Raw genomic sequence first — 21,574 nt, 5'->3', positions numbered from 1 at the left:
CCGGCACCGGACCCGGCCGGGAGTGCGGGGTCCGGGGCGCCGTACCGCCCTCCCAGGGCGGAGCACCCGGTTCGGCCATCCGGCCGTCCGCCCTTCACGCGTGGCGGTGATGACGGGCCACGGGCGGATCAACACCGGTCACCGTGCGTGGTTCGGGACCCCTCGGGAACCGAGACTCGCGCCATGACACAGCACACCACCGAGCGCCGCCGTCGCCGTCGGCGGCCCGGCTCGGCCGTACTCTCCTCAGCCGTCGCCCTGGCGTCGCTGCCCGCGCTGCTTCTCGGGCCGGCAGCCCAGGTCGCCAGTGCGGCGCCGCTGCCCGGGGGACTCGGCCCCTGCGTCCCCGGGGACTGCCCCGACCCGTTCCCCGGGATCAACAACCTGCCGTTCGCCGGGCGGGACGACGCGATCAACGTCTTCGTCGGCGACGACTTCCTGGTCCGCAGCCGTGCCGCCGAGGCCGAGGGGCGGGTCGTCGTCCTCGACAACTTCGACCAGAACAAGGACCCCGAGGCCGGTCTCTACAACCTCGGCATCGTCGGCGTGGGCTCCCGCGTCCCCCCGTCCAGGGACGCGGACTTCCTCACCACCGGCGGGGACATCACGATCGCTCCGGAGCAGCGCCTGGAGACCACCGGCGGCCTTCCCGACGAGATCGGGACCGTACGGCACGCGGGCTCGGTCACCGGCACCGTGATCGGCACCCTCGTCCAGGACGCGAACGCCATCGTGCCGTACATCGGACTGCGCGACCAGCTCACCGCGGCCAGCCGCTGCTACGCGCGGGTCGACGGCGTGCCGAGGACCCCCACGGGCACCGCCGACAACCAGGGCGGCCAGACGGTCTTCACGGGTGACGGCACCTCGGCCCTCCAGGTCTTCAACGTCGACTTCGACCTCGCGGGGCCGACCGGCGGCCAGCAGGGTCTGGTCTTCGAGAACATCCCGGACGGGGCGACGATCCTCGTCAACATCCTCGGCACCGACCGTACGATCAACACCTACAGCGGTGGCATCGACGACGCCATCGACCCGCTGAACGCCTACCGCGAGCGGCTGCTGTGGAACTTCCCCGACGCCACGTCGATGACCCTTGAGGGCACGGGCCAGTTCCAGGGCAGCGTCCTCGTCGGCGAGCAGACGTCGATGTCGACGGTCTCGGTCCCGGGCTCCAACGGGCGCTTCTTCACGACGGGTTCGCTCACCCACACCAGCTCGGCCACGGGCGGCGGCGGCCAGGAGTTCCACGCCTACCCCTTCAACGGCGACCTGCCGGACTGCGGCACCCCCATCCCCACCACCGGTGACGTCCGTGTGGTGAAGACGGACGCGGGGACGGGCGCGGTGTTGCAGGGGGCGACCTTCCGTCTGTGGGAGGAGACGAACGGTGTGGCCGGTCTCCAGACGACCGGGGCGAATCCCGACACGCAGGTCGGTGCGGACTGTGTGACGGGTGCGGATGGTGTGTGCTCGCGGACGGTGGAGACGGGTACGTACTACTGGCAGGAGACGGCGGCTCCACCTGGGTACGATCTGCCGTCGCCCGCCGTGTTCGGTCCGCTGGTCCTGACGGAGGGCAACGCGGAGGCAGGGGTGTCCGTGACGGCGGAGGACACGCGTTCCGTCGTTCCGCCGACGACCGGTGACGTCCGTGTGGTGAAGACGGACGCCGACACGGGTGCGGTGTTGCAGGGGGCGACCTTCCGCTTGTGGGAGGAGACCAATGGTGTGGCCGGTTTGCAGACGACCGGGGCGAACCCTGACACGCAGGTCGGTGCGGACTGTGTGACGGGTGCGGATGGTGTGTGCTCGCGGACGGTGGAGACGGGTACGTACTACTGGCAGGAGACCGTGGCCCCGCCTGGTTACGAGCTGCCGTCGCCCGCGGTCTTCGGTCCGTTGGTCCTGACGGACGCGAACGCCTCCGAGGGTGTCTCGGTGACGGCGGAGGACACGCGTTCCGTCGTTCCGCCGGGCACCGGTGACGTCCGTGTGGTGAAGACGGACGCCGAGACGGGCGCGGTGCTGCAAGGAGCGACCTTCCGCCTGTGGGAGGAGACCAACGGCGTGGCCGGTTTGCAGACGACCGGGATCAACCCCGACACGCAGGTCGGTGCGGACTGTGTGACCGGTGCGGACGGTGTGTGTTCCCGGACGGTGGAGACGGGTACGTACTACTGGCAGGAGACGGCGGCTCCGCCTGGTTACGATCTGCCGTCGCCCGCCGTGTTCGGTCCGCTGGTCCTGACGGACGCGAACGCCTCCGAGGGCGTCTCCGTGACGGCGGAGGACACGCGTTCCGTCGTTCCGCCGGGCACCGGCACGATCGAGCTGATCAAGACCGACGCCGACAACCACGCCCCGCTGCCGGGCGCGACCTTCGAGCTGTGGGAGGAGACCAACGGAGTTCCCGGTCTCCAGACCGGCGGCGCCGACCCCGACAGCCGCGTCGGGACCGCGTGCACGACCGGCACCAACGGTCTGTGCACCTTCGACGACCTCGACCACGGCACGTACTACCTGCGCGAGACCGGTGTGCCGGACGGCTTCGTCCTGCCCGCCGACCCGGTGACGGGCCCGTACGTGATCGGCGAGGGCCACGAGGTCGTGGTCGCCCGCCTCGCCAACCGGCGCGAGGAGGAGCCCTGCGAGCCGGGTTACGGCGACGAGGGCTACGGCTCCCAGGGATACGGTTCCCACGGTCACGGCACCTGCCGTAAGACCGCCTGACCGGCACCCCGCGCAAGCCGGAAAAGCGCCCGCCCCGGACGGTTCGACCGTCCGGGGCGGGCGCCGCCGTTCCGCCACCCGGACTCAGCGGGGCTTTGCGGGTGCCGGAGGGCCCGACGTGGCGGGGGCGTCGAGGAAGCCGCCCGACTGGTGCCGCCACAGACGCGCGTAGGACCCCTCGGCGTCCAGCAACTCCTGGTGCGTGCCCTGCTCGACGATCCGGCCCCGGTCCAGGACGACGAGCCGGTCCATCGTGGCGACGGTACTGAGCCGGTGCGCCACCACCAGCGCCGTACGGCCCTCCATCAGCCGCCACAGCGCGTCCTGGACCAGCACCTCGCTCTCGGAGTCCAGGGCGCTGGTCGCCTCGTCGAGCAGCAGCACCGGCGCGTCCCGCAGGATCGCGCGGGCGAGCGCGACCCGCTGGCGCTGGCCGCCGGACAGCTTCACGCCCCGCTCGCCCACCAGCGTGCCGAAGCCCTCGGGCAGTCCGTCGGCGAACTCCGTCACATGCGCCGCCTCCGCCGCGCGCCGGACCTCGGCGTCGGTGGCGTCGGGGCGGGCGAACGCGATGTTGTCCCGCAGCGTCCGGTGGAACATCACCGGCTCCTGCGGCACATAGGAGATGAGCCCGCGCAGATCCGTCTGCCGCAGCCGGCTGATGTCCTGCCCGCCGATCAGGATCCGCCCGCCGTCGACGTCCGTCATCCGCAGCAGCAACCGCGTCAGCGTGGTCTTGCCGCCGCCGGACCGCCCGACGAGCCCCACCCTCGTACCGCTGGGCACGTCGAGTTCCAGACCGTCGAAGAGCTTCTTCCCGCCGTACGAGAAGCGCACCGTCTCGAAGCGGACGTCGGCGGGGCCCTTCCGCAGCGGATCGGGCGACGGCGGGTCGACCACGGTGGGCGGGTCGAGCAGCAACTCGGTGAACTGCGCCGCCTCCGTCACCGAGCTTTCGAGCCGCCGGTAGATCTGGTTGAACTCGAACATGATCCGGGTGGCGTTGGCGTAGTACGTGAAGGCCACGATGACCACCTCCACGCCGTGGTCCGCCGCCCCGAGCCCGAGCGCCAGGACGAGCCCCAGGACATTGGTGAGGACCGACATCGGGGCGACGATCGTGTCGATCCGCAGATTGCCGTAGTCCCACGAACGCAGCGTCAGACGCCGTGACTCCGCGACCCGTGAGCGGTGCTCGGCCGCCTCCTGCCTCTCGGCGGCGAACGCCCGTACGGTGTCCATGTTCGTCAGACTGTCGGCGACGTGCCCGGAGACACGGGCGATCGCCTGTTCGCGCTCGGCGACCAGCCGTTGCCGCCGCCGGATCAGCGGCACCACGCAGAGCGCCGTGAGCGCGATCAGCGTGAGCAGTCCGGCCACCAGGACGGGGTCGTAGCGCCACAGCACCACCGAGGCGAACAGCAGCGGCACGAGACTGCCGAGGACGGAGAACGTCAGCGTGTCGACGACGTCCTCGAAACGCCCGGCGAAGCTCAGGACCCGCTTGGTCAGCGACCCGGCGAAGTTGTCGTGGAAGAAGGCGGCGTCCTTGGCGAACAGCTCGTCCATCCCCGTCACGTACAGGTTCTCCAGACCCCGCGCGTCGAGCCTGTTCAGACAGTGGAAGCCGAGCCGCCACAGCGCCTCCCCGAACAGCAGGACTCCCGCGAAGGCGAGGACGTACGGCAGGAGCGGACCGAGGGCGAGGGCGCCGCCCCCCTCGGCGATCCGGCCCACGAGCTTGGCGACGATCAACGGGGAGACGTAGCCGAGGAAGATGTTCCCGACGGCGGGCAGCAGCATCGCGGGCACGGTCAGCCGGCGCAGCCGGAGCAGCTCCCGCCCGTAGAAGCGCAGGGCGAGGGCCACCGAGCCTTTCCTGGGGGCCCCTTCGAGTGAGGCGGGGGGTTCGTCCGATCCGGTGGCCGTGTCGGATGCGGCGGGGGAGTCCGATCCGGTGGGGGCGGTGGATTCGGTGAGGGTGTCGGATCCGGAGGAGCGGGATTTCTCTGGTGTTTCAGGAGATTCCATACCCAACCCTGAGGTGTCGGTCTGGTCGGAGAATCCTCGGAGTCTCCCGCGACGACCCCCGCCCGGTCCAAGCGTTTTCCCCCTCCGCAACCCGGGGGGCCGGGGCCCGTGGTCACAGCGGCTGGTCGGGCCAGTCCAGGAGCCGGGCGCCGATGACGGCCGTCTGAAGGGTGTACCGCTGCACCGGATCGGCCGGATCCGCGCCGGTGAGACGGTAGATGCGGTCGAGCCGGTACGTCATGGCCCGGACGCTCAGACTGAGTTGCCGCGCCGCCTGCGCGCTGACGCAGCCCGTGTCGAAGTACGCCGTCAGCGTGTCCAGAAGCGGCCGCGCGCCCCCGCGCGCCCCCTGGAGCGGGCCGAGCACCGTCCGTACGAGGTCGGCCATGGCCTGCCGGTCGCGGGTCAGCACCGGATAGACGAGGAGGTCGGCCGCGTACAGGACGGGGGCGTCCAACTCCATGCGGGCGGCGAGATCGAGCGCGTTCAGGGCCTCCTCGTACGAGTGGACGACACCGCCGGGACCCGGGTGCGGACGGCCCACCGCCACCTGGCCGCCGTCGGTCGCCGCGTACGCCTGCTTCGCGAAGTGCGTGAGCACCTCGGGCTCGTCGGAGGGCGCCACGCAGATCAGCCGCCCGTCCTTGGTGGTGAGCAGGATGCGCCGGTTGCCGAACCGCGCGAGCAGGGAGGACTCGACCCGCCGGGTCACCTCGTAGCCGTCGCCGTACGGCTCCGCGCCCTGGGCGACGGCCACGGCGTGCGCGTGGGAGAGGAGCAGCCCGAAGTGCTCGGCGCGCTCCGCTATCCGCCCCGGGCCGCTGCCGCCGTGGAGCAGGTCGTCGATGAACTCGCGCCGCGCCGCCTCCTCCTGGCGCACCGCGAGGCGCTGGGCGCGCTCATGGCCCTCGGCGAAGGCGTCCACGGCCTGTTCGACGGCGGCGAGGAGATGTTCGGCCTCGGTGCGCCGCAGACCGGCCCGGACCTCCTGCGCGGCGGAGAGCAGATCCCGTACGAGGGCGCGCAGCCCGAGACCCCGCTCGGCCGCCCGCTCGCCGCGTGAGCGCAACGACTCCCGCTCCTCGCGGGTGAGCCCCCGGCCCGTCGCGCAGATCCCCGCCAGGATCTCGGCGTACCCCTCCAGGTGGTCCGCCGCCCTCTCCTGCTCCTTCACGGTTCCTCCCCGCTTCCCGCCTTTTTTCTTGACTTCCCCTTGACGTTCTCTTGACGTCCGGCACCAGCGTGCCATGCGGCTCCAGGGTGCTTGCCACCGGCATCGGAGAGGTGCCGAAGACTGCCGGATTCCGGCAGTGAACAAGTGCGCCTGAGAGAACAGAATGGCATCGCGGCAGGACGCGGGCCGAGCCCCGGTGCCGGGACACGGAAAAGGCCCCGGTGCTCTCCGGAGCGATCCGTGTCCACGGCGGCGACCGCCCGCCACGCCGTCCGTCCCCGCCCGAACCGCGTGCCCCTCTCACGCGTCCTCTCTCCTGCCTGTGCTCGTCCTCGATCGATAACGGGGTTCTCCATGGATTTCCTGACCGTGGGTGTCGGCGTCCTCGTCGCCGTCGTCCTGCTCGTCGTCGCCGTACTGCTCCTCGCGGTGAGCCGGCTCTTCCGGAAGGTCGAACAGGGCAAGGCCCTGATCGTCTCCAAGACGCGCACCGTCGACGTGACCTTCACCGGACAGATCGTGCTGCCCGTCCTGCACAAGGCCGAGGTGATGGACATCTCGGTGAAGACCATCGAGATCTCCCGCACCGGCCGGGACGGTCTGATCTGCCGTGACAACATCCGTGCCGACATCCGGATCTCGTTCTTCGTACGGGTCAACAAGACCGTCGAGGACGTCATCAAGGTCGCCCAGGCCATCGGCACCGAACGGGCCAGCGACAAGGCCACCCTCCAGGAACTCTTCAACGCCAAGTTCTCCGAGGCGCTGAAGACCGTCGGCAAGCAGCTGGACTTCACCGACCTCTACACCAAGCGCGAGGAACTCCGCTTCCGGATCATCGAGATCATCGGCATCGACCTCAACGGCTACAGCCTGGAGGACGCGGCGATCGACTACCTGGAGCAGACCCCGCTCAGCCAGCTCGACCCCGGCAACATCCTCGACGCCCAGGGCATCCGCAAGATCACCGAGCTGACCGCCGTCGAGAACGTCCGCACCAACGAGTACCGGCAGAACGAGCAGAAGGAGATCACCCGGCAGAACGTCGACGCCCGCGAGGCCATCCTCGAACTGGAGCGCCGTCAGGCCGACGCCGAGATCAAGCAGAAGCGGGAGATCGACACCGTACGGGCCCGCGAGGAGGCGGAGACCGCCCGGGTGGTCGAGGAGGAGCGGCTGCGGTCGCAGAGCGCCTTCCTCAGGACCGAGGAACAGCTCGGCGTCCAGCGGGAGAACCAGGCCCGCGAGGTCGCCGTCGCCCAGAAGAACCGCGAGCGCGTCATCGCCGTCGAGAACGAGCGCATCGAGAAGGACCGCCTCCTTGAGGTCATCGCCCGCGACCGGGAGACCCAGCTCACCCGGATCGCGGCAGAGAAGGAAGTGGAGTCGGAGCGCCGGGACATCGCCGAGGTCATCCGCGAGCGGATCGCGGTGGACCGCACGGTCGCCGAGCAGGAGGAGTCCATCAAGCGGCTGCGTACCGTCGAGGAGGCCGAGCGCGACCGGCAGGCCCTCGTCATCGCCGCCGAGGCCGAGGCGCAGGAGCGGCTCGTCAAGGACATCAAGGCGGCGGAGGCCGCCGAGCAGGCCGCCGTGCACAGGGCGGCCGAGGAACTCACCCTCGCCGAAGCCCGCAGCAAGGCCGCCGACATGGAGGCCCGCTCCAAGATCCGCCTCGCCGAGGGCATCAAGGCACAGGCCGCCGCCGAGGGCCTGGCCGCCGTGGAGGTACGGGACAGGGAGGCCGACGTCATCGGCAAGGCGGGCCGCGCCGAGGCCGAGGCAGCCGAGGCCAAGCTGCGCGCGGAGGCCGAGGGCCTGCGGGCCAAGGCGCTCGCCGAGGCCGCCGCGATCGGCGAGAAGCTGAAGGCCGAGGCCGCGGGCCTGACCGAGAAGGCCGCCGCCATGGCCGCGCTCGACGACGCCTCCCGGGCCCACGAGGAGTACCGACTGCGCCTGGAAGCCGAGAAGGACATCCGGCTCGCGGGGCTCGACGTGCAGCGGCAGGTCGCCGAGGCACAGGCCACCATCCTGGCCACCGGCCTCGAACAGGCCGACATCAACATCGTCGGCGGCGAGTCCGTCTTCCTCGACCGCCTCGTCCAGTCGGTCTCCCTCGGCAAGTCCTTCGACGGCTTCGTGGACCACTCGCGGACCGCGCAGGCCCTCGCCGGTCCCTGGCTGAACGGAGAGGGCTCCTTCACCGAGGACCTCACCAGGATCCTGGGCTCCCTGGGCAGCGGCGACATACAGAACCTCAGCGTCTCCGCGTTCCTCGCCAAGCTCGTGAAGTCCGGCGCCCTCGACGGCGCGGACCCGGCCCTCGTCGCCGCCCTCGGCGCGGCGGCCGGACCCCAGGCCACCGGACCGAAGGCCGTCGCGGCCACCGGCGCCACGCCCAACGGCACCGCACCGCACGGCGCCACCGGGAACTGACCGCCGCGGGGGAGCGGCCACCACGGGCCCGGTGCCGTGCCACGAGCACGGCACCGGGCCACATCACCACATCACAGGGGAGCGGAACGGACATGAACGCCGGAATCGACGGGGACACGTACACCGTGCTGCGGGACCGGCTGGCCGCACAGGGCACCGAACTCGCCCGGCGCGCCGGAGAACTCAACCGAGCACGCACCGCCGCCTTCGGCTCCGGCGAACTCGACCTCGCGGGCACCGGCCGACTGCACACCGAACGCGGCACCCTCGCCCGGGACATCGTCGCCGTCGGCGACGGACTGCTGCTCCTCGGCGCCCACACCGCCGCGTCGGACGCCGAACGGGACGTCGCCGACGTCTTCACCCTCTACGACCGCGACCTGAACCCGCTGCCCCACGACGCCCGGCCCGGACTGCTCGACGACCCCGCCTTCGTCCGCGAGTTCACCGCCCTGCACCGCTACTTCCGAGGCGCCCGCCTCGAACGGCTCCGCCGGGTCGAAGGACGCCTCCTCGCCGTCTTCAGGACCGGCGAGAAGGCCGACGACCTGCGCGTCCTGCGCTGGTCCCTCGGCCCGGCGGGCGAGACCGCCTTCCTCGACGCCCGAGGCGAACGCGACCACGTCCTGCCCCCCTCGCACGACGTCGCCTGGATCCCGGCCACCCGGGACGACCACGTGCCGGGCCGCCACCCGCACGTCTCCCTCGGCGGCCACGCCTACGTCTCCACCATGGGCGGGACGCTGACCGTCAAGACCGCCGACGACACCACCACCGGCGAAGGCGTCCACTCCGAACCCGTCGACGAACCCCTTCAGTCCCTCGCCGACGCCGACATCGCCCACGCCGTCGTCGGCCACCTCCTGCTCATTCGCGTCCGCCCCTACAAGGAGCGCACCCACCGCCACCTCGTCCTGCACACCCTGACCGGCACGGTCGCCCGGCTCGACGGCATCGGCCAGGCCTGCCTGCGCCTGCCGGGCGACGAGGGAATCGTCTTCCCCGGCGGCTACGCCCTCGGCTCCGGCACCGTGAAGACCTTCGGCACCACCACCCCGCACGAGGGCTCCGAAGGCCCGGAAGGCCCCGACTTCGAACGGGTCGTCCGCGCACCCAACGGCGAAGACCTCCTCTACGTCTTCCACGACCGGCACGAACACCGCAGCCACCTCCTGCCGTACAACCTCATCCGCAAGGAAGTCGCCGCCCCCCTCACCGGCGCCGGACACGCCCTCTTCGACGACGGCACCCTCCTCGTCCTGCGGGCCCACACCGGAGAACCCGGCCGCGTCCACCCCGTACAGCGCTGGCACACCCCCTACTGCGCCGACACCCACCCCACCGCCACCGCCGAAGGCCCGCTCACCCGCATCGGCAACCCCGACCTCGTCCGGGGCATCTCCGACTGCCTGGCCATCGCCCGGGGAACCACCGGCCCCGAACCGACCGGCGAGGCGTACGAAGCGCTCGTCGCCGACTGCGTCCGCGCGGGCGACACCCACCACTGGCTCGGCGACCCCGAGACCGGAGACCTCCGCACCGCCCTCGACGAGGTCCGCGCCACCGCCCAGCAGGTCCTGCGCGAGTTCGAGACCGTACGGGTCCTCACCCGGCAGGCGGCCGACGCCACCGAGGAAGCGGCACAGGACATCACCCGGCTCGTCCGGCTCGTCCGCAGCGAAGCCCCCGCCACCGCCGCCGACTGGATCGGCCGCCTCACCGAACTCCGCCGCGCCCAGGGCCGGCTGATCACCCTCAAGGAGATGCGCTACGCGGACACCGAGCGCATCGACACCCTCGCCCACGAGGTCGAGGACGACATCGCGGCGGCCGGCCGACGGGCCGTCGCCTTCCTCCGCGGCGACGACGCCTTCACCGCCCACCACGCCGAGGCCGCCCGCGCCGAGGCCGAAGCCGCCGCCCTCACCACCGTCGCCGAGACCGGCCCCCTGCGCGAACGGCTCGACGACCACGCCACCGGACTGCGCACCCTCAGCGAGGTCGTGACCGGCCTCGACATCGGCGACGCCACCGTCCGCACCTCCATCCTGGAACGGATCGCCGCGGTCCTCGGCGCCGTCAACCGCGCCCGAGCCGTCCTCACCGCCCGCCGCGCCGAACTCCTCGACGGCGAGGGCCGCGCCGAATTCGCCGCCGAGACCGCCCTGTTCGCCCAGGCCGTCACCGGCGCCCTCGCCGCCGCCGACACCCCCGAACACTGCGACGAACACCTCGCCCGGCTGCTGCTCCAACTGGAGAACCTCGAATCCCGCTTCGCCGAACACGACGGACACCTCGCCGGCATCGACGCCCGGCGCACCGAGGTCCACGAGGCCTTCGCCGCCCGCCGCCAAGCCCTCCAGGACGCCCGCGCCCGCCGCGCCGAACGCCTCGCCGACTCGGCCGTCCGCGTCCTGGAAGCCGTCACACGACGCGCCGCCACCCTCGCCGACCTCGACGAGGTGCACACCTACTTCGCCTCCGACCCCATGGTCGCCAGAGTCCGCCGCACCGCCACCGAACTGCGCGCACTCGACGACCAGGTCAGGGCCGAGGAACTGGAGGGCAGACTCGCCGCCGCCCGCCAGGAGGCCGGACGCGCCCTGCGCGACCGCACCGACCTGTTCTCCGACGGCGGCGACACCGTCCGCCTCGGCCGCCACCGCTTCGCCGTCAACAAGCAGAGCACCGAACTCACCCTCGTCCCGCACGGCGACACCCTCGCCTTCGCGGTCACCGGCACCGACTACCGCAACCCCGTCGACGCCCCCGCGTTCGCCGCCACCCGGTCCTGCTGGACCCGCACCCTGCCCTCCGAATCACCCGAGGTCTACCGCTCCGAACACCTCGCCGCCCGCCTCCTCGCCACCCTCGGCCCCGAGGCCCCCACCGGCCCCGACCTCGCCGCACTCGTACGCGAAGCAGCCGCCGGGGCCTACGACGAGGGATACGAGCGCGGAGTCCACGACCACGACGCCACCCTCCTCCTCGAAGCCGCCCTCCGGCTGCGGGCCCACGCGGGACCGCTCGCCCACCCCGCCCCGGCCCGCGCCGCCGCCCAGCTCTTCTGGACCACCACCGCCCCCGGCGCCCGCGAACAGTGGACCCGCAGGGCCGTCTCCCTCACCCGCGCCCGCGACCTCTTCGGCGCCCCCGCAGGGCTCGACGGACTCCGCGCCGAACTGACCGAGGCCACCGGCGACCCGGCCGCCGCCGCGTACCTCGTCGAGGAACTCGCCGCCGAACCGGCCGGATTCGCCGTCTCCGCCGGAGCCCGCGCCTTCCTGGACGACTTCCGCAAGGCCGCCGGAGACTCCCCGTACGAGGACGACCTCGCCGCGCTCACCGATCCGGCCACCCGGCGCCAGCTCGTCGAAAGCTGGCTCGGCGCCTACGCCCACACCCGCGAGGAGAGGCCGGACGACGGCGTCCTCGCCGAGGCCACCGCCCTCGAACTCGCCCCCGGCCTCCTCCGCTACGAGATCGACGCCCCCACCGCCACCACCGTCACCGGACTCCTCGGCAGCCACCCCAGGACCCGGGGCGGCAGCCTCGACCTGCGCCTCGACGAATTCCTCGGCAGGACCGCGCGGTTCGCCGCCGAGGACGCGCCCGCCTTCCGCGCCTACCAGCGCGACCGCACCGCCCTCGTCACCGCCGAGCGCACCCGGCTGCGCCTCGACGAGTACCGGCCCCGCGTGATGTCCTCCTTCGTCCGCAACCGGCTCGTCGACGAGGTCTACCTCCCCCTGATCGGCGACAACCTCGCCAAGCAGCTCGGCGCCGCCGGAGACGCCAAGCGCACCGACTCCCACGGCCTGCTCCTGCTCCTCTCCCCGCCCGGCTACGGCAAGACCACCCTGATCGAGTACGTCGCCGACCGGCTCGGCCTCCTCCTCGTCAAGATCGACGGACCGGCCCTCGGCCGGACCACCACCTCCCTCGACCCGGCCGAGGCACCCGACGCGGCGGCCCGCCGGGAGCTGGAGAAGATCGCCTTCGCCCTGGCCGCCGCCAACAACGTCCTGCTCTACCTCGACGACATCCAGCACTGCTCCGCCGAGCTGCTCCAGAAGTTCATCCCGCTCTGCGACGCCACCCGCACCCTCGACGGGCACGACCTGCGCGGCAAGCGCTTCGCGCTCTGCATGGCGGGCAACCCCTACACCGAGTCCGGACAGCGCTTCCAGGTCCCCGACATGCTCGCCAACCGCGCCGACGTCTGGAACCTCGGCGACGTCCTCACCGGAAAGGAGGAGGCCTTCGCCCTCAGCTTCGTCGAGAACGCCCTCACCTCCCACCCGGTGCTCGCCCCGCTGGCCGGCCGCGACCGCGCCGACCTGGAACTGCTCACCCGCCTCGCGGCCGACGACCCGACCGCGCGGCCCGACCGGCTCGTCCACCCCTACGCCCCGGCCGAACTCGATCCGGTGCTCGCCGTCCTGCGCCATCTGCTGACCGCCCGCGAGACCGTCCTCGCCGTCAACACCGCCTACATCGCCTCGGCCGCCCGGACCGACGCGACCCGCACCGAGCCGCCGTTCCGGCTCCAGGGCTCGTACCGGAACATGAACAAGATCGCGGCCCGCATCGCCCCCGCGATGAACGCCGCCGAGCTGGCCGCCGTCGTCGACGACCACTACACCGCCGAGGCCCAGACCCTCACCGCCGAGGCCGAGACCAACCTCCTCAAACTCGCGCAGCTGCGCGGCACCCTCACCGGGGAGCGGGCCGCGCGCTGGACGGAGATCGTCGCCGCCCACGCCCGGGAGCGGATGCTCGGCGGCTCCGCCGACGACCCGCTGACCCGGGCGGTCGCCGCCCTCGCCCTGCTCGCGGACCGCATCACGGACGTCGAGACGGCGATCACCCGGGCGACCGGCCGGGCGTACCCGGCGGGCGAGGGACCGCCCCCGGTGCGAGGCTGAGCACGTATCCCGGCAGACCCCCGGAGACGTGAAAGGCCAACGCCATGATCACCACCGACTTCGTGCCCGGCTCCCCCTGCTGGCTCGATCTGGGCGCCCCCGACGTCCCGACCGCCGCCGCGTTCTACGGCGCCGTGCTCGGCTGGGACTACGAGCCCATGGGCGGGAACCACAGCGAGGACGGCGAGCACGAGCATGCCGAAGGGGGCATGTTCCGCAAGGACGGGAAGATCGTCGGTGGGCTCGGCAAGCTCACCGAGGAGGGAGCCCGCCCGGCCTGGATGATCTACTACAGCGTCTCCGACGCGGACGCCGCCACCCGGGCGGTGGAGAACGCGGGCGGCACCGTCCGGGTCCCCCCGAGGGACCTCGGCGAGTGGGGCCGGATGGCGCAGTACAGCGATCCGCTCGGCGGAGAGTTCGCCGTCTGGCAGCCGGGCGCCAGCAAGGGCGTCGAACTGCTCGACAAGCCCGGCTCCCTCTCCTGGACCGAGCTGTACACCACCGACACCACGGCGGCGAAGGCCTTCTACGGAGGCGTTCTCGGCTGGCGGTTCTCGGACATGGCCATGCCGGGCGACATGGGGGCGTACACCCTGATCACCCCCGCCGGGCAACCCGAGGAGCGGATGCAGGGCGGTCTCATGGCCCTCTCGGAGGCCGATCTCGCCCTCGCGCACGGACGGCCCTACTGGCACCCGGTCTTCGCGGTCGCCGACTGTGACGACACGGTCGCACGGGTCACCTCGAACGGCGGAAACGTCCAAATGGGACCGGCGGACATGCCCGGAGTCGGGCGGCTCGCCGTCTGTCTCGACCCGGCCGGAGCGGACTTCGTGGCCCTTACACCGTCCACTTCCTGAGACGTCCGTATGGTGAGACGGGCTTCTGCCCTGATTGGTCCGCCGTCTCTCAGTCCAGAGTGACCGGGAGCCCGGCCACCGTAACGGCATCGAAGGTGAATTGGGCCGCTCCGCCGACCGCGACCGTACGGTGTATTGCACGGGACCTCACGGGGATTTCAGCCGTACGGTACGCCGTCGTGACCGGCATCGGGAAAGAGGCTTGCTCCGGCCGGATGCGGGAGCCTCCGCCGGGGAATTCCGGGCCGTTTCCCTCCTTCGCGGGAACAGTGGCGAGAAGGGTCGCCGCGAAGAAGGCGAGCGGGCGAGCCCAGGCCGTGGCGGTCGGCGGCAGGGGCCCCGAGACCCGGACCGGCGGGGGCGCCGCCGAGCCGGGGTGGCCGAGACATGGGGCCGCCGAATCGATCGCCACCACCACCGCGGCGGAGGCCGAAATCGCAGCTCAGCGCGCTGGTCTCAGCATGTGATACGAGCTTGGCGTGCCCCGCGAGTCGTGCCGAGCCCGGCCCGGGACCGGTACGGGCGACGCTCTGGTGGGCGCGACGGCCGCGCGGGCGAAGCGAACGACCGGGTGGACAGGGAGCACCGGGGCATTCCCACCCGCCTCGGCAATCGAAAGGGATTTCGAGTCAACCGCCAAAAGGGTGATAGTCGCCGTCACGATGAACCCGGAGACGGGCCGGATCGCCGTTCTGCGGCACCTTTCGGAGAACCGGAACCGCACCCACCCGCTCCTCTTCGCCGGTGAAATCGAAGAGCGGAGCCGGTGGTTTATCGCGCCCGTGCCGCGATCTTGGCACCGACGCCTTCCGGCCGCCGAAGACCCCCCTCGGCGACGAGTCCCACAGGGGGTACGGAGAGAATGGCCGCATGTCGCCTCAGGCGACGGGACTTTGGGAAGATCAAGGAAGGCGAGAGACACCCATGAACGTCAGCGCACACATGGAAGCCGTTTACACGGAGGTTCGTCGGCGCAACCCCGGGGAAGCGGAGTTCCACCAGGCCGCTGCCGAGGTCCTCGAGTCTCTGGCACCGGCGCTGGAGCGGCACCCCGAGTACGTCGAGATGGGCATCGTGGAGCGCATCGTCGAACCGGAGCGGCAGTTGATATTCCGGGTGCCGTGGGTCGACGACCAGGGCGCCGTGCGAGTGAACCGGGGCTTCCGGGTGGAGTTCAACAGCGCGCTCGGCCCGTACAAGGGCGGACTGCGGTTCCACCCCAGCGTCAACCTCGGCATCGTGAAGTTCCTCGGCTTCGAGCAGATCTTCAAGAACGCCCTGACCGGGATGTCGATCGGCGGAGGCAAGGGCGGCTCCGACTTCGACCCCAAGGGCCGTTCGAACGCCGAGGTCATGCGCTTCTGCCAGTCCTTCATGACCGAGCTGTACCGCCACCTGGGCGAGCACACCGACGTGCCCGCCGGTGACATCGGCGTCGGTGCCCGGGAGATCGGCTACCTGTTCGGCCAGTACAAGCGGATCACCAACCGGTACGAGGCCGGCGTCATCACCGGCAAGGCGGTCGGCTGGGGCGGCTCCGAGGTCCGCACCGAGGCCACCGGCTACGGCGCCGTGTTCTTCGCGGAGGAGATGCTCGCCACGCGTGGCGAGGGCTTCGACGGACGCCGGGTCGTGGTCTCCGGATCCGGGAACGTGGCCGTGTACGCGGTCGAGAAGGTCCATGCCCTCGGTGGCAAGGTCATCGCGTGCAGTGACTCCTCCGGGTACCTCGTCGACGAGGACGGTATCGACCTGGACCTGCTCAAGGACATCAAGGAGGTGCGACGCGACCGGATCTCCGCCTATGTGGACGCCAAGCCGACCGCCCGCTTCTCGGAGCGCGGCACCGTCTACGACGTGCCCTGCGACATCGCGCTGCCCTGCGCGACCCAGAACGAACTCGGTCGCGAGGACGCCGTGGCCCTCGTCAAGCACGGGGTGCGGGCCGTCGCCGAAGGCGCCAACATGCCCTGTACCCCCGACGCCGTCCGGATCTTCCAGGAAGCCGGAGTCCTCTTCGGCCCCGGCAAGGCCGCCAACGCCGGCGGTGTCGCCACCTCGGGCCTGGAGATGCAGCAGAACGCGGCCCGCGACAGCTGGTCCTTCGAGCAGGCAGAGACCCGCCTCGCCGAGGTCATGCGCGATGTCCACGCGCAGTGCCGGAACACCGCCGAGGAGTACGGCGGCAAGGCCGACGACTACGTGACGGGCGCCAACGTCTCCGGCTTCCTTCGGGTCGCCCAGGCGATGGCGGCCCAGGGCGTCATCTGAGGCACCCCCTCCCCGGCCGGCCCGCACCACCGGGCCGGCCCCGGGCGCCGTCACGGCCGGCCCTCCCCGAAGGCGTCGAGCAGACGCCCGGCGGCGGTCGTCGCCGTGACGGCACCCGTGCGGACCTCGCGCTCGATCTCCGGCGCGAGGGCCCGTACGGCGGGATCGGTGCGCAGCCTGCGCAGCAGCTCGTCGGTGACCATCGACCAGGTCCAGTCGACCTGCTGCTCCTGCCGCTTGGCCGCGAGCCTGCCGGTCGAGTCGAGCAGGGCCCGGTGCCGGGTCAGACGCTCCCACACCTCGTCGAGGCCGGTGGACTCGCGGGCGCTGCACCCCAGCACCGGGGGAGTCCAGAAGGTATCGGCGCCGTGCATCAGGCGCAGCGCGCCCGCGAGTTCCCGCGCGGCGGTGTGGGCCTCCCGCTCGTGGGGGCCGTCGGCCTTGTTGACGGCGACCACGTCGGCGAGTTCGAGCACGCCCTTCTTGATGCCCTGGAGCTGGTCCCCGGTGCGGGCCAGGGTGAGCAGCAGGAACGAGTCGACCATGTCGGCGACGGCCGTCTCGGACTGGCCGACGCCCACGGTCTCGACCAGCACCACGTCGTACCCCGCCGCCTCCATCACCACGATCGACTCGCGGGTGGCCTTCGCGACCCCGCCGAGCGTCCCGGCGGTGGGGGAGGGCCGGACGAAGGCGGCGGGATCGACGGCGAGCCGTTCCATCCGGGTCTTGTCGCCGAGGATGGAGCCGCCGGTCCGGTTCGACGAGGGGTCGACGGCGAGCACCGCGACCCGGTGCCCGAGCCCGGTCAGCATCGTCCCGAAGGCGTCGATGAACGTGGACTTGCCGACCCCGGGCACCCCGCTGACCCCGATGCGCACCGCGTTCCCGCTGTGCGGCAGCAGCTCGGTCAGGAGTTCCTGGGCGAGGGCCCGGTGCCGGGGCAGGGTCGACTCGACCAGGGTGACCGCGCGGGCGATCAGCGCCCGCTTCCCCTCGCGCACCCCCCGGACGTAGGTGCCCAGCTCGATCACGGCTCGTGTCCGAGGTCGGCGGAGAGCCGGGTGACCAGGTCGTGGGCCGCCTCGGGGATCACCGTGCCCGGCGGGAACACGGCGGCTGCGCCCATCTCCAGGAGGGTCGCCACGTCCTGCGGGGGGATCACCCCGCCGACCACGACCATGATGTCCTCGCGTCCCTCAGCCGCCAGCTCGTCCCGTAGCGCGGGGACGAGCGTGAGGTGCCCCGCGGCCAGCGAGGAGACGCCGACGATGTGCACGTCCGCCTCCACCGCCTGACGGGCCACCTCGGCGGGGGTCTGGAAGAGCGGGCCGACGTCGACGTCGAAGCCCAGGTCGGCGAAGGCGGTGGCGATCACCTTCTGGCCCCGGTCGTGTCCGTCCTGGCCCATCTTGGCGACCAGGATGCGCGGTCGCCGCCCCTCGGCCTCCGCGAAGGCGTCGACCAGGGTCCGGGTGCGCTGCACGGCGGGGGAGTCGCCGGTCTCGTCGCGGTACACACCGGAGATGGTACGGATCTGGCCGGCGTGCCGCCCGAAGACCGTCTCCAGGGCGTCCGAGATCTCGCCGACGGTGGCCTTGGCGCGGGCCGCGCGCACCGCCAGTTCGAGGAGGTTGCCGTCGCCGCCCGCGGCCCGGGTGAGGGCGTCGAGGGCGTCCCGGCAGGCGGTCTCGTCGCGTTCGGCGCGCAGCCGCCGCAACTTGGCGAGCTGCCGTTCGCGCACGGAGGAGTTGTCGACCTTCAGGACCTCGATCTGCTCGTCGGCCGCCACCCGGTACTTGTTGACGCCGATCACCGGCTGCCGTCCTGAGTCGATCCGGGCCTGGGTACGGGCCGCGGCCTCCTCCACGCGCAGCTTCGGGATGCCCGCGTCGATGGCCGCGGCCATGCCGCCGGCCCGCTCGACCTCCTGGATGTGCCGCCAGGCGCGCTGGGCCAGATCGTGGGTGAGCCGCTCCACGTACGCGCTGCCGCCCCAGGGGTCGATGGTGCGGCAGGTGCCCGACTCCTGCTGGAGGAGCAGCTGGGTGTTGCGGGCGATGCGGGCGGAGAAGTCGGTGGGCAGGGCGAGCGCCTCGTCGAGGGCGTTGGTGTGCAGCGACTGGGTGTGGCCCTGGGTGGCCGCCATCGCCTCCACGCAGGTGCGGGTGACGTTGTTGAAGACGTCCTGCGCGGTGAGGGACCAGCCGGAGGTCTGGGAATGGGTGCGCAGCGAGAGGGACTTGGGGTTCGCCGGGTCGAACTGGCGCACGAGCTTGGCCCAGAGGAGCCGGGCGGCGCGGAGCTTGGCGATCTCCATGAAGAAGTTCATGCCGATCGCCCAGAAGAACGAGAGCCGGGGTGCGAACGCGTCCACGTCCAGTCCGGCCGCCCGGCCCGCCCGCAGGTACTCGACACCGTCGGCGAGCGTGTACGCCAGCTCCAGATCGGCCGTCGCGCCCGCCTCCTGGATGTGGTAGCCGGAGATGGAGATGGAGTTGTAGCGCGGCATCCGCTGCGAGGTGTAGGCGAAGATGTCGGAGATGATCCGCATCGAGGGCCCCGGCGGATAGATGTACGTGTTGCGGACCATGAACTCCTTGAGGATGTCGTTCTGGATGGTCCCGGCGAGCTTCTCCGGCGGTACGCCCTGCTCCTCGGCGGCCACGATGTACAGCGCGAGGACCGGCAGGACGGCGCCGTTCATCGTCATCGACACGGTCATCCGGTCCAGCGGGATGCCGTCGAAGAGCTGCCGCATGTCGAGGATCGAGTCGATGGCCACGCCCGCCATGCCGACGTCGCCGGTGACGCGCGGGTGGTCGCTGTCGTAACCCCGGTGGGTCGGCAGGTCGAAGGCGACGGACAGGCCCTTCTGCCCGGCGGCGAGGTTGCGCCGGTAGAAGGCGTTCGACTCCTCGGCGGTGGAGAAGCCCGCGTACTGCCGGATCGTCCACGGCTGGTTGACGTACATCGTGGGGTACGGGCCCCGCAGGTACGGGGCGGTGCCAGGGAAGGCGTCCAGGAAGTCCAGGCCCTCCAGGTCCCGGCCGGTGTAGAGCGGCTTGACGCCGATGCCCTCGGGGGTCTCCCAGAGCGGTTCGTCGCCGCCCGACGCCTGCTTGAGGGCCGAGCGCCAGGTCTCGGGCGAGCCGTCGGGGGCGGGCGTCCCGAGCGCGATCCCGGTGAAGTCGGGGATGGACATCAGGACACTCCCATGCGGTCGAGGGCGGCGGAGAGCAGGGCGACGGCGTCGCAGCCCGCGAAGAGGTACGTGTCGACGCCCGGGTACGCGGCGGGGCGCCCGGCCAGCAGGACGTGCCCGGCACCCGCCTCCCGCAGCCCGGCGGCGGCTTCCTCGGCCCCCTCCTCGTACAGCGCGTCGCTGGAGCAGAGACAGGCCTCGCGGGCGCCGCTCTCCTCGAACGGCCCCTCGGTGACCGGCTCGACGCCACCGGCCTGGAAGAGGTTCGCGGCGAAGGCGAGCCGGGCCGAATGGGCCGCTGCCGGACCGAGCGCGGCCAGGTACACCCGGGGCCGGGAGCCGGTGGCCGCCAGATGCGCGTCCGAGCGGGCGCGCAGTGCCTCGAAGGCCTCGTCGCGCCGGACCCGGGGGAGCCCGCCGGACGGCTGCTCGGGCGCGGGCTCCCGGTGGACGGGCGCCTCCGCGAGGTGCGGGAACTCGCTGACCCCGGTGATCGGTTCGCGGCGGGTGGCGAGCCGTGCGCCGCGCACCGCCCAGGTCGCGGCGAGCCGCTCGCCGACCATCCCGGAGCGCAGCGCGGCCTCCTGCCCGCCGGCCCGCTCGATCTCCTGGAAGAAGCCCCAGGCGGCGTGGGCGAGTTCGTCGGTGAGCCGCTCCACGTACCAGGAACCGCCCGCCGGGTCGATCACCCGGGACAGATGGGACTCCTCGATGAGGACGGTGGAGGTGTTGCGGGCGATACGGCGGGAGAACGCGTCCGGCAGGCCCAGCGCCTCGTCGAAGGGGAGCACGGTGACGCTGTCGGCGCCGCCGACCCCGGCGGCGAGCGTCGCCACCGTGGTGCGCAGCATGTTCACCCAGGGATCGCGGCGGGTCGTCATCACCGACGAGGTCACCGCGTGCTGGCGCTGCGCGCCCGCCCCGGGGGCGCCGCAGGCCTCGGCGACCCTGGCCCAGAGCCTGCGGGCCGCGCGGAGCTTGGCGATGGTCAGGAACTGGTCGGCGGTGGCCGCGTAGCGGAACTCCAGCTGGCCGCAGGCCTCGGCGACCCCGAGCCCGGCCCCGGTGAGGGCGCGCAGATAGGCGACGCCCGTCGCCAGCGAACAGCCCAGTTCCTCGGCGGCCGAGCCGCCCGCCTCGTGGTACGGCAGGGCGTCCACGGTCAGCGCCCGCAGGCCCGGGTAGCGGTCGGCGCAGCGGCGTGCGAGGTCGGCGGCCGACGCCGGGTCGTACGCCGCGCGGCCGGTGCGGGCCTGGTGGCCCAGCGGGTCGGCGCCCAGATTGCCCCGCGCGGCGCCGTCGGCGATCCCGCGCTCGGCGTACAGCCGGAACAGCTCGTCGGCCGCGGCCGTGGTCTCCTCGCCCGCGTCGAGGACGACGGGGGCGAGGTCGAGGAGGACGCCGTCGAGGGCGGTGGAGAGCGAACCGACCGGGACACGGTCGGCGCCGATGCCGAGCCAGAGGGAGGTGACGCCGTTCTCCAGGTCGGTGAGGACGGCGTCAGGGTCGGCCGTGAGGTGCCGCTGGCGCACGTCCCAGCCGCCCAGGACGTTCCCCTCGGCGCGACCGCCGCGTACGAAGGGCGCGAAGCCGGGGAGACCGGCCTCGGGCGCGGTGTCCTGGGCCGTGTAGAGCGGGCGGGTGCGGATGCCGTCCTCGACGAGGGTGGACAGGGCCTCCTCGGCGGCGTCGTCGGACACGTCCTTGCCCGACTTGCGCAGCACGCCGGCCACGAGGTGCCGCCACTGTGCGCGGGGCACGCCGGGGAACCCGGTGGCCAAGGTGACTTCGTCGTCAGGCAGGACCGTCATGGTCGGATGCTAGGGGAGATCATCAAAGGAGCAAGAGGGGGGATCGCTGTGACCTTCTTCATCTTCGGCCCGGCGAGGGCTGCTCTCCGGCGGATTCGCGGCCGGTCCGCCATCGGTTCGCG

The 21,574-nt window shown here is 72.1% G+C and carries 10 protein-coding genes; 5 read left to right on the top strand and 5 right to left on the bottom strand.

Annotated elements, in window-relative coordinates; all coding sequences use genetic code 11:
* Positions 1-183: 183 nt before the first annotated feature.
* On the top strand, positions 184-2,733 hold the full coding sequence (locus BU197_RS07525; RefSeq protein ID WP_188267433.1) for a SpaA isopeptide-forming pilin-related protein: 2,550 nt from the start codon (positions 184-186) through the stop codon (positions 2,731-2,733).
* An 84-nt stretch (positions 2,734-2,817) separates the two neighbouring features.
* Here BU197_RS07525 and BU197_RS07520 read toward each other — a convergent pair whose 3' ends face one another.
* On the bottom strand, positions 2,818-4,602 hold the full coding sequence (locus BU197_RS07520; protein WP_317452232.1) for an ABC transporter ATP-binding protein: 1,785 nt from the start codon (positions 4,600-4,602) through the stop codon (positions 2,818-2,820).
* A 274-nt stretch (positions 4,603-4,876) separates the two neighbouring features.
* Positions 4,877-5,938 carry a PucR family transcriptional regulator gene (locus tag BU197_RS07515; protein ID WP_317452231.1) on the bottom strand — a complete coding sequence of 354 codons (1,062 nt, stop codon included), beginning with the start codon at positions 5,936-5,938 and terminating at the stop codon, positions 4,877-4,879.
* Positions 5,939-6,292: 354 nt separating this feature from the next.
* Here BU197_RS07515 and BU197_RS07510 point away from each other — a divergent pair, with 354 nt between their 5' ends.
* From BU197_RS07510 to gdhA, 4 genes are all read left to right on the top strand, one after another.
* Positions 6,293-8,374, top strand: coding sequence for a flotillin family protein (locus BU197_RS07510; RefSeq protein ID WP_188267430.1), 2,082 nt, complete (start codon positions 6,293-6,295; stop codon positions 8,372-8,374).
* A 92-nt stretch (positions 8,375-8,466) separates the two neighbouring features.
* On the top strand, positions 8,467-13,302 hold the full coding sequence (locus BU197_RS07505) for a DNA repair ATPase (protein ID WP_188267429.1): 4,836 nt from the start codon (positions 8,467-8,469) through the stop codon (positions 13,300-13,302).
* A gap of 44 nt (positions 13,303-13,346) precedes the next feature.
* Positions 13,347-14,165, top strand: coding sequence for a VOC family protein (locus BU197_RS07500; protein WP_188267428.1), 819 nt, complete (start codon positions 13,347-13,349; stop codon positions 14,163-14,165).
* Between the two features lie 924 nt (positions 14,166-15,089).
* Positions 15,090-16,436, top strand: coding sequence for an NADP-specific glutamate dehydrogenase (gdhA, locus tag BU197_RS07495; protein ID WP_188267427.1), 1,347 nt, complete (start codon positions 15,090-15,092; stop codon positions 16,434-16,436).
* A 50-nt stretch (positions 16,437-16,486) separates the two neighbouring features.
* Here gdhA and meaB read toward each other — a convergent pair whose 3' ends face one another.
* The 3 genes from meaB to BU197_RS07480 are packed head-to-tail and all read right to left on the bottom strand — an operon-like array spanning position 16,487 to position 21,452.
* The gene (gene meaB / locus BU197_RS07490) at positions 16,487-17,470 is read right to left on the bottom strand and encodes a methylmalonyl Co-A mutase-associated GTPase MeaB (RefSeq protein ID WP_188267426.1); all 984 of its coding nucleotides are present in this window, start codon (positions 17,468-17,470) and stop codon (positions 16,487-16,489) included.
* Positions 17,467-19,641 carry a methylmalonyl-CoA mutase gene (gene scpA, locus BU197_RS07485; protein ID WP_188267425.1) on the bottom strand — a complete coding sequence of 725 codons (2,175 nt, stop codon included), beginning with the start codon at positions 19,639-19,641 and terminating at the stop codon, positions 17,467-17,469. Before scpA ends, meaB begins: the two co-directional genes overlap by 4 nt.
* Positions 19,641-21,452 carry a methylmalonyl-CoA mutase family protein gene (locus tag BU197_RS07480; protein WP_188267424.1) on the bottom strand — a complete coding sequence of 604 codons (1,812 nt, stop codon included), beginning with the start codon at positions 21,450-21,452 and terminating at the stop codon, positions 19,641-19,643. Before BU197_RS07480 ends, scpA begins: the two co-directional genes overlap by 1 nt.
* Positions 21,453-21,574: the final 122 nt, after the last annotated feature.

It is taken from the genome of Streptomyces sp. CBMA291 (assembly GCF_014596525.1).
Lineage (GTDB): Bacteria > Actinomycetota > Actinomycetes > Streptomycetales > Streptomycetaceae > Streptomyces.
Note: the sequence above shows the minus strand (reverse complement) of the source record. Positions and strands in the feature narration are given on the sequence as shown.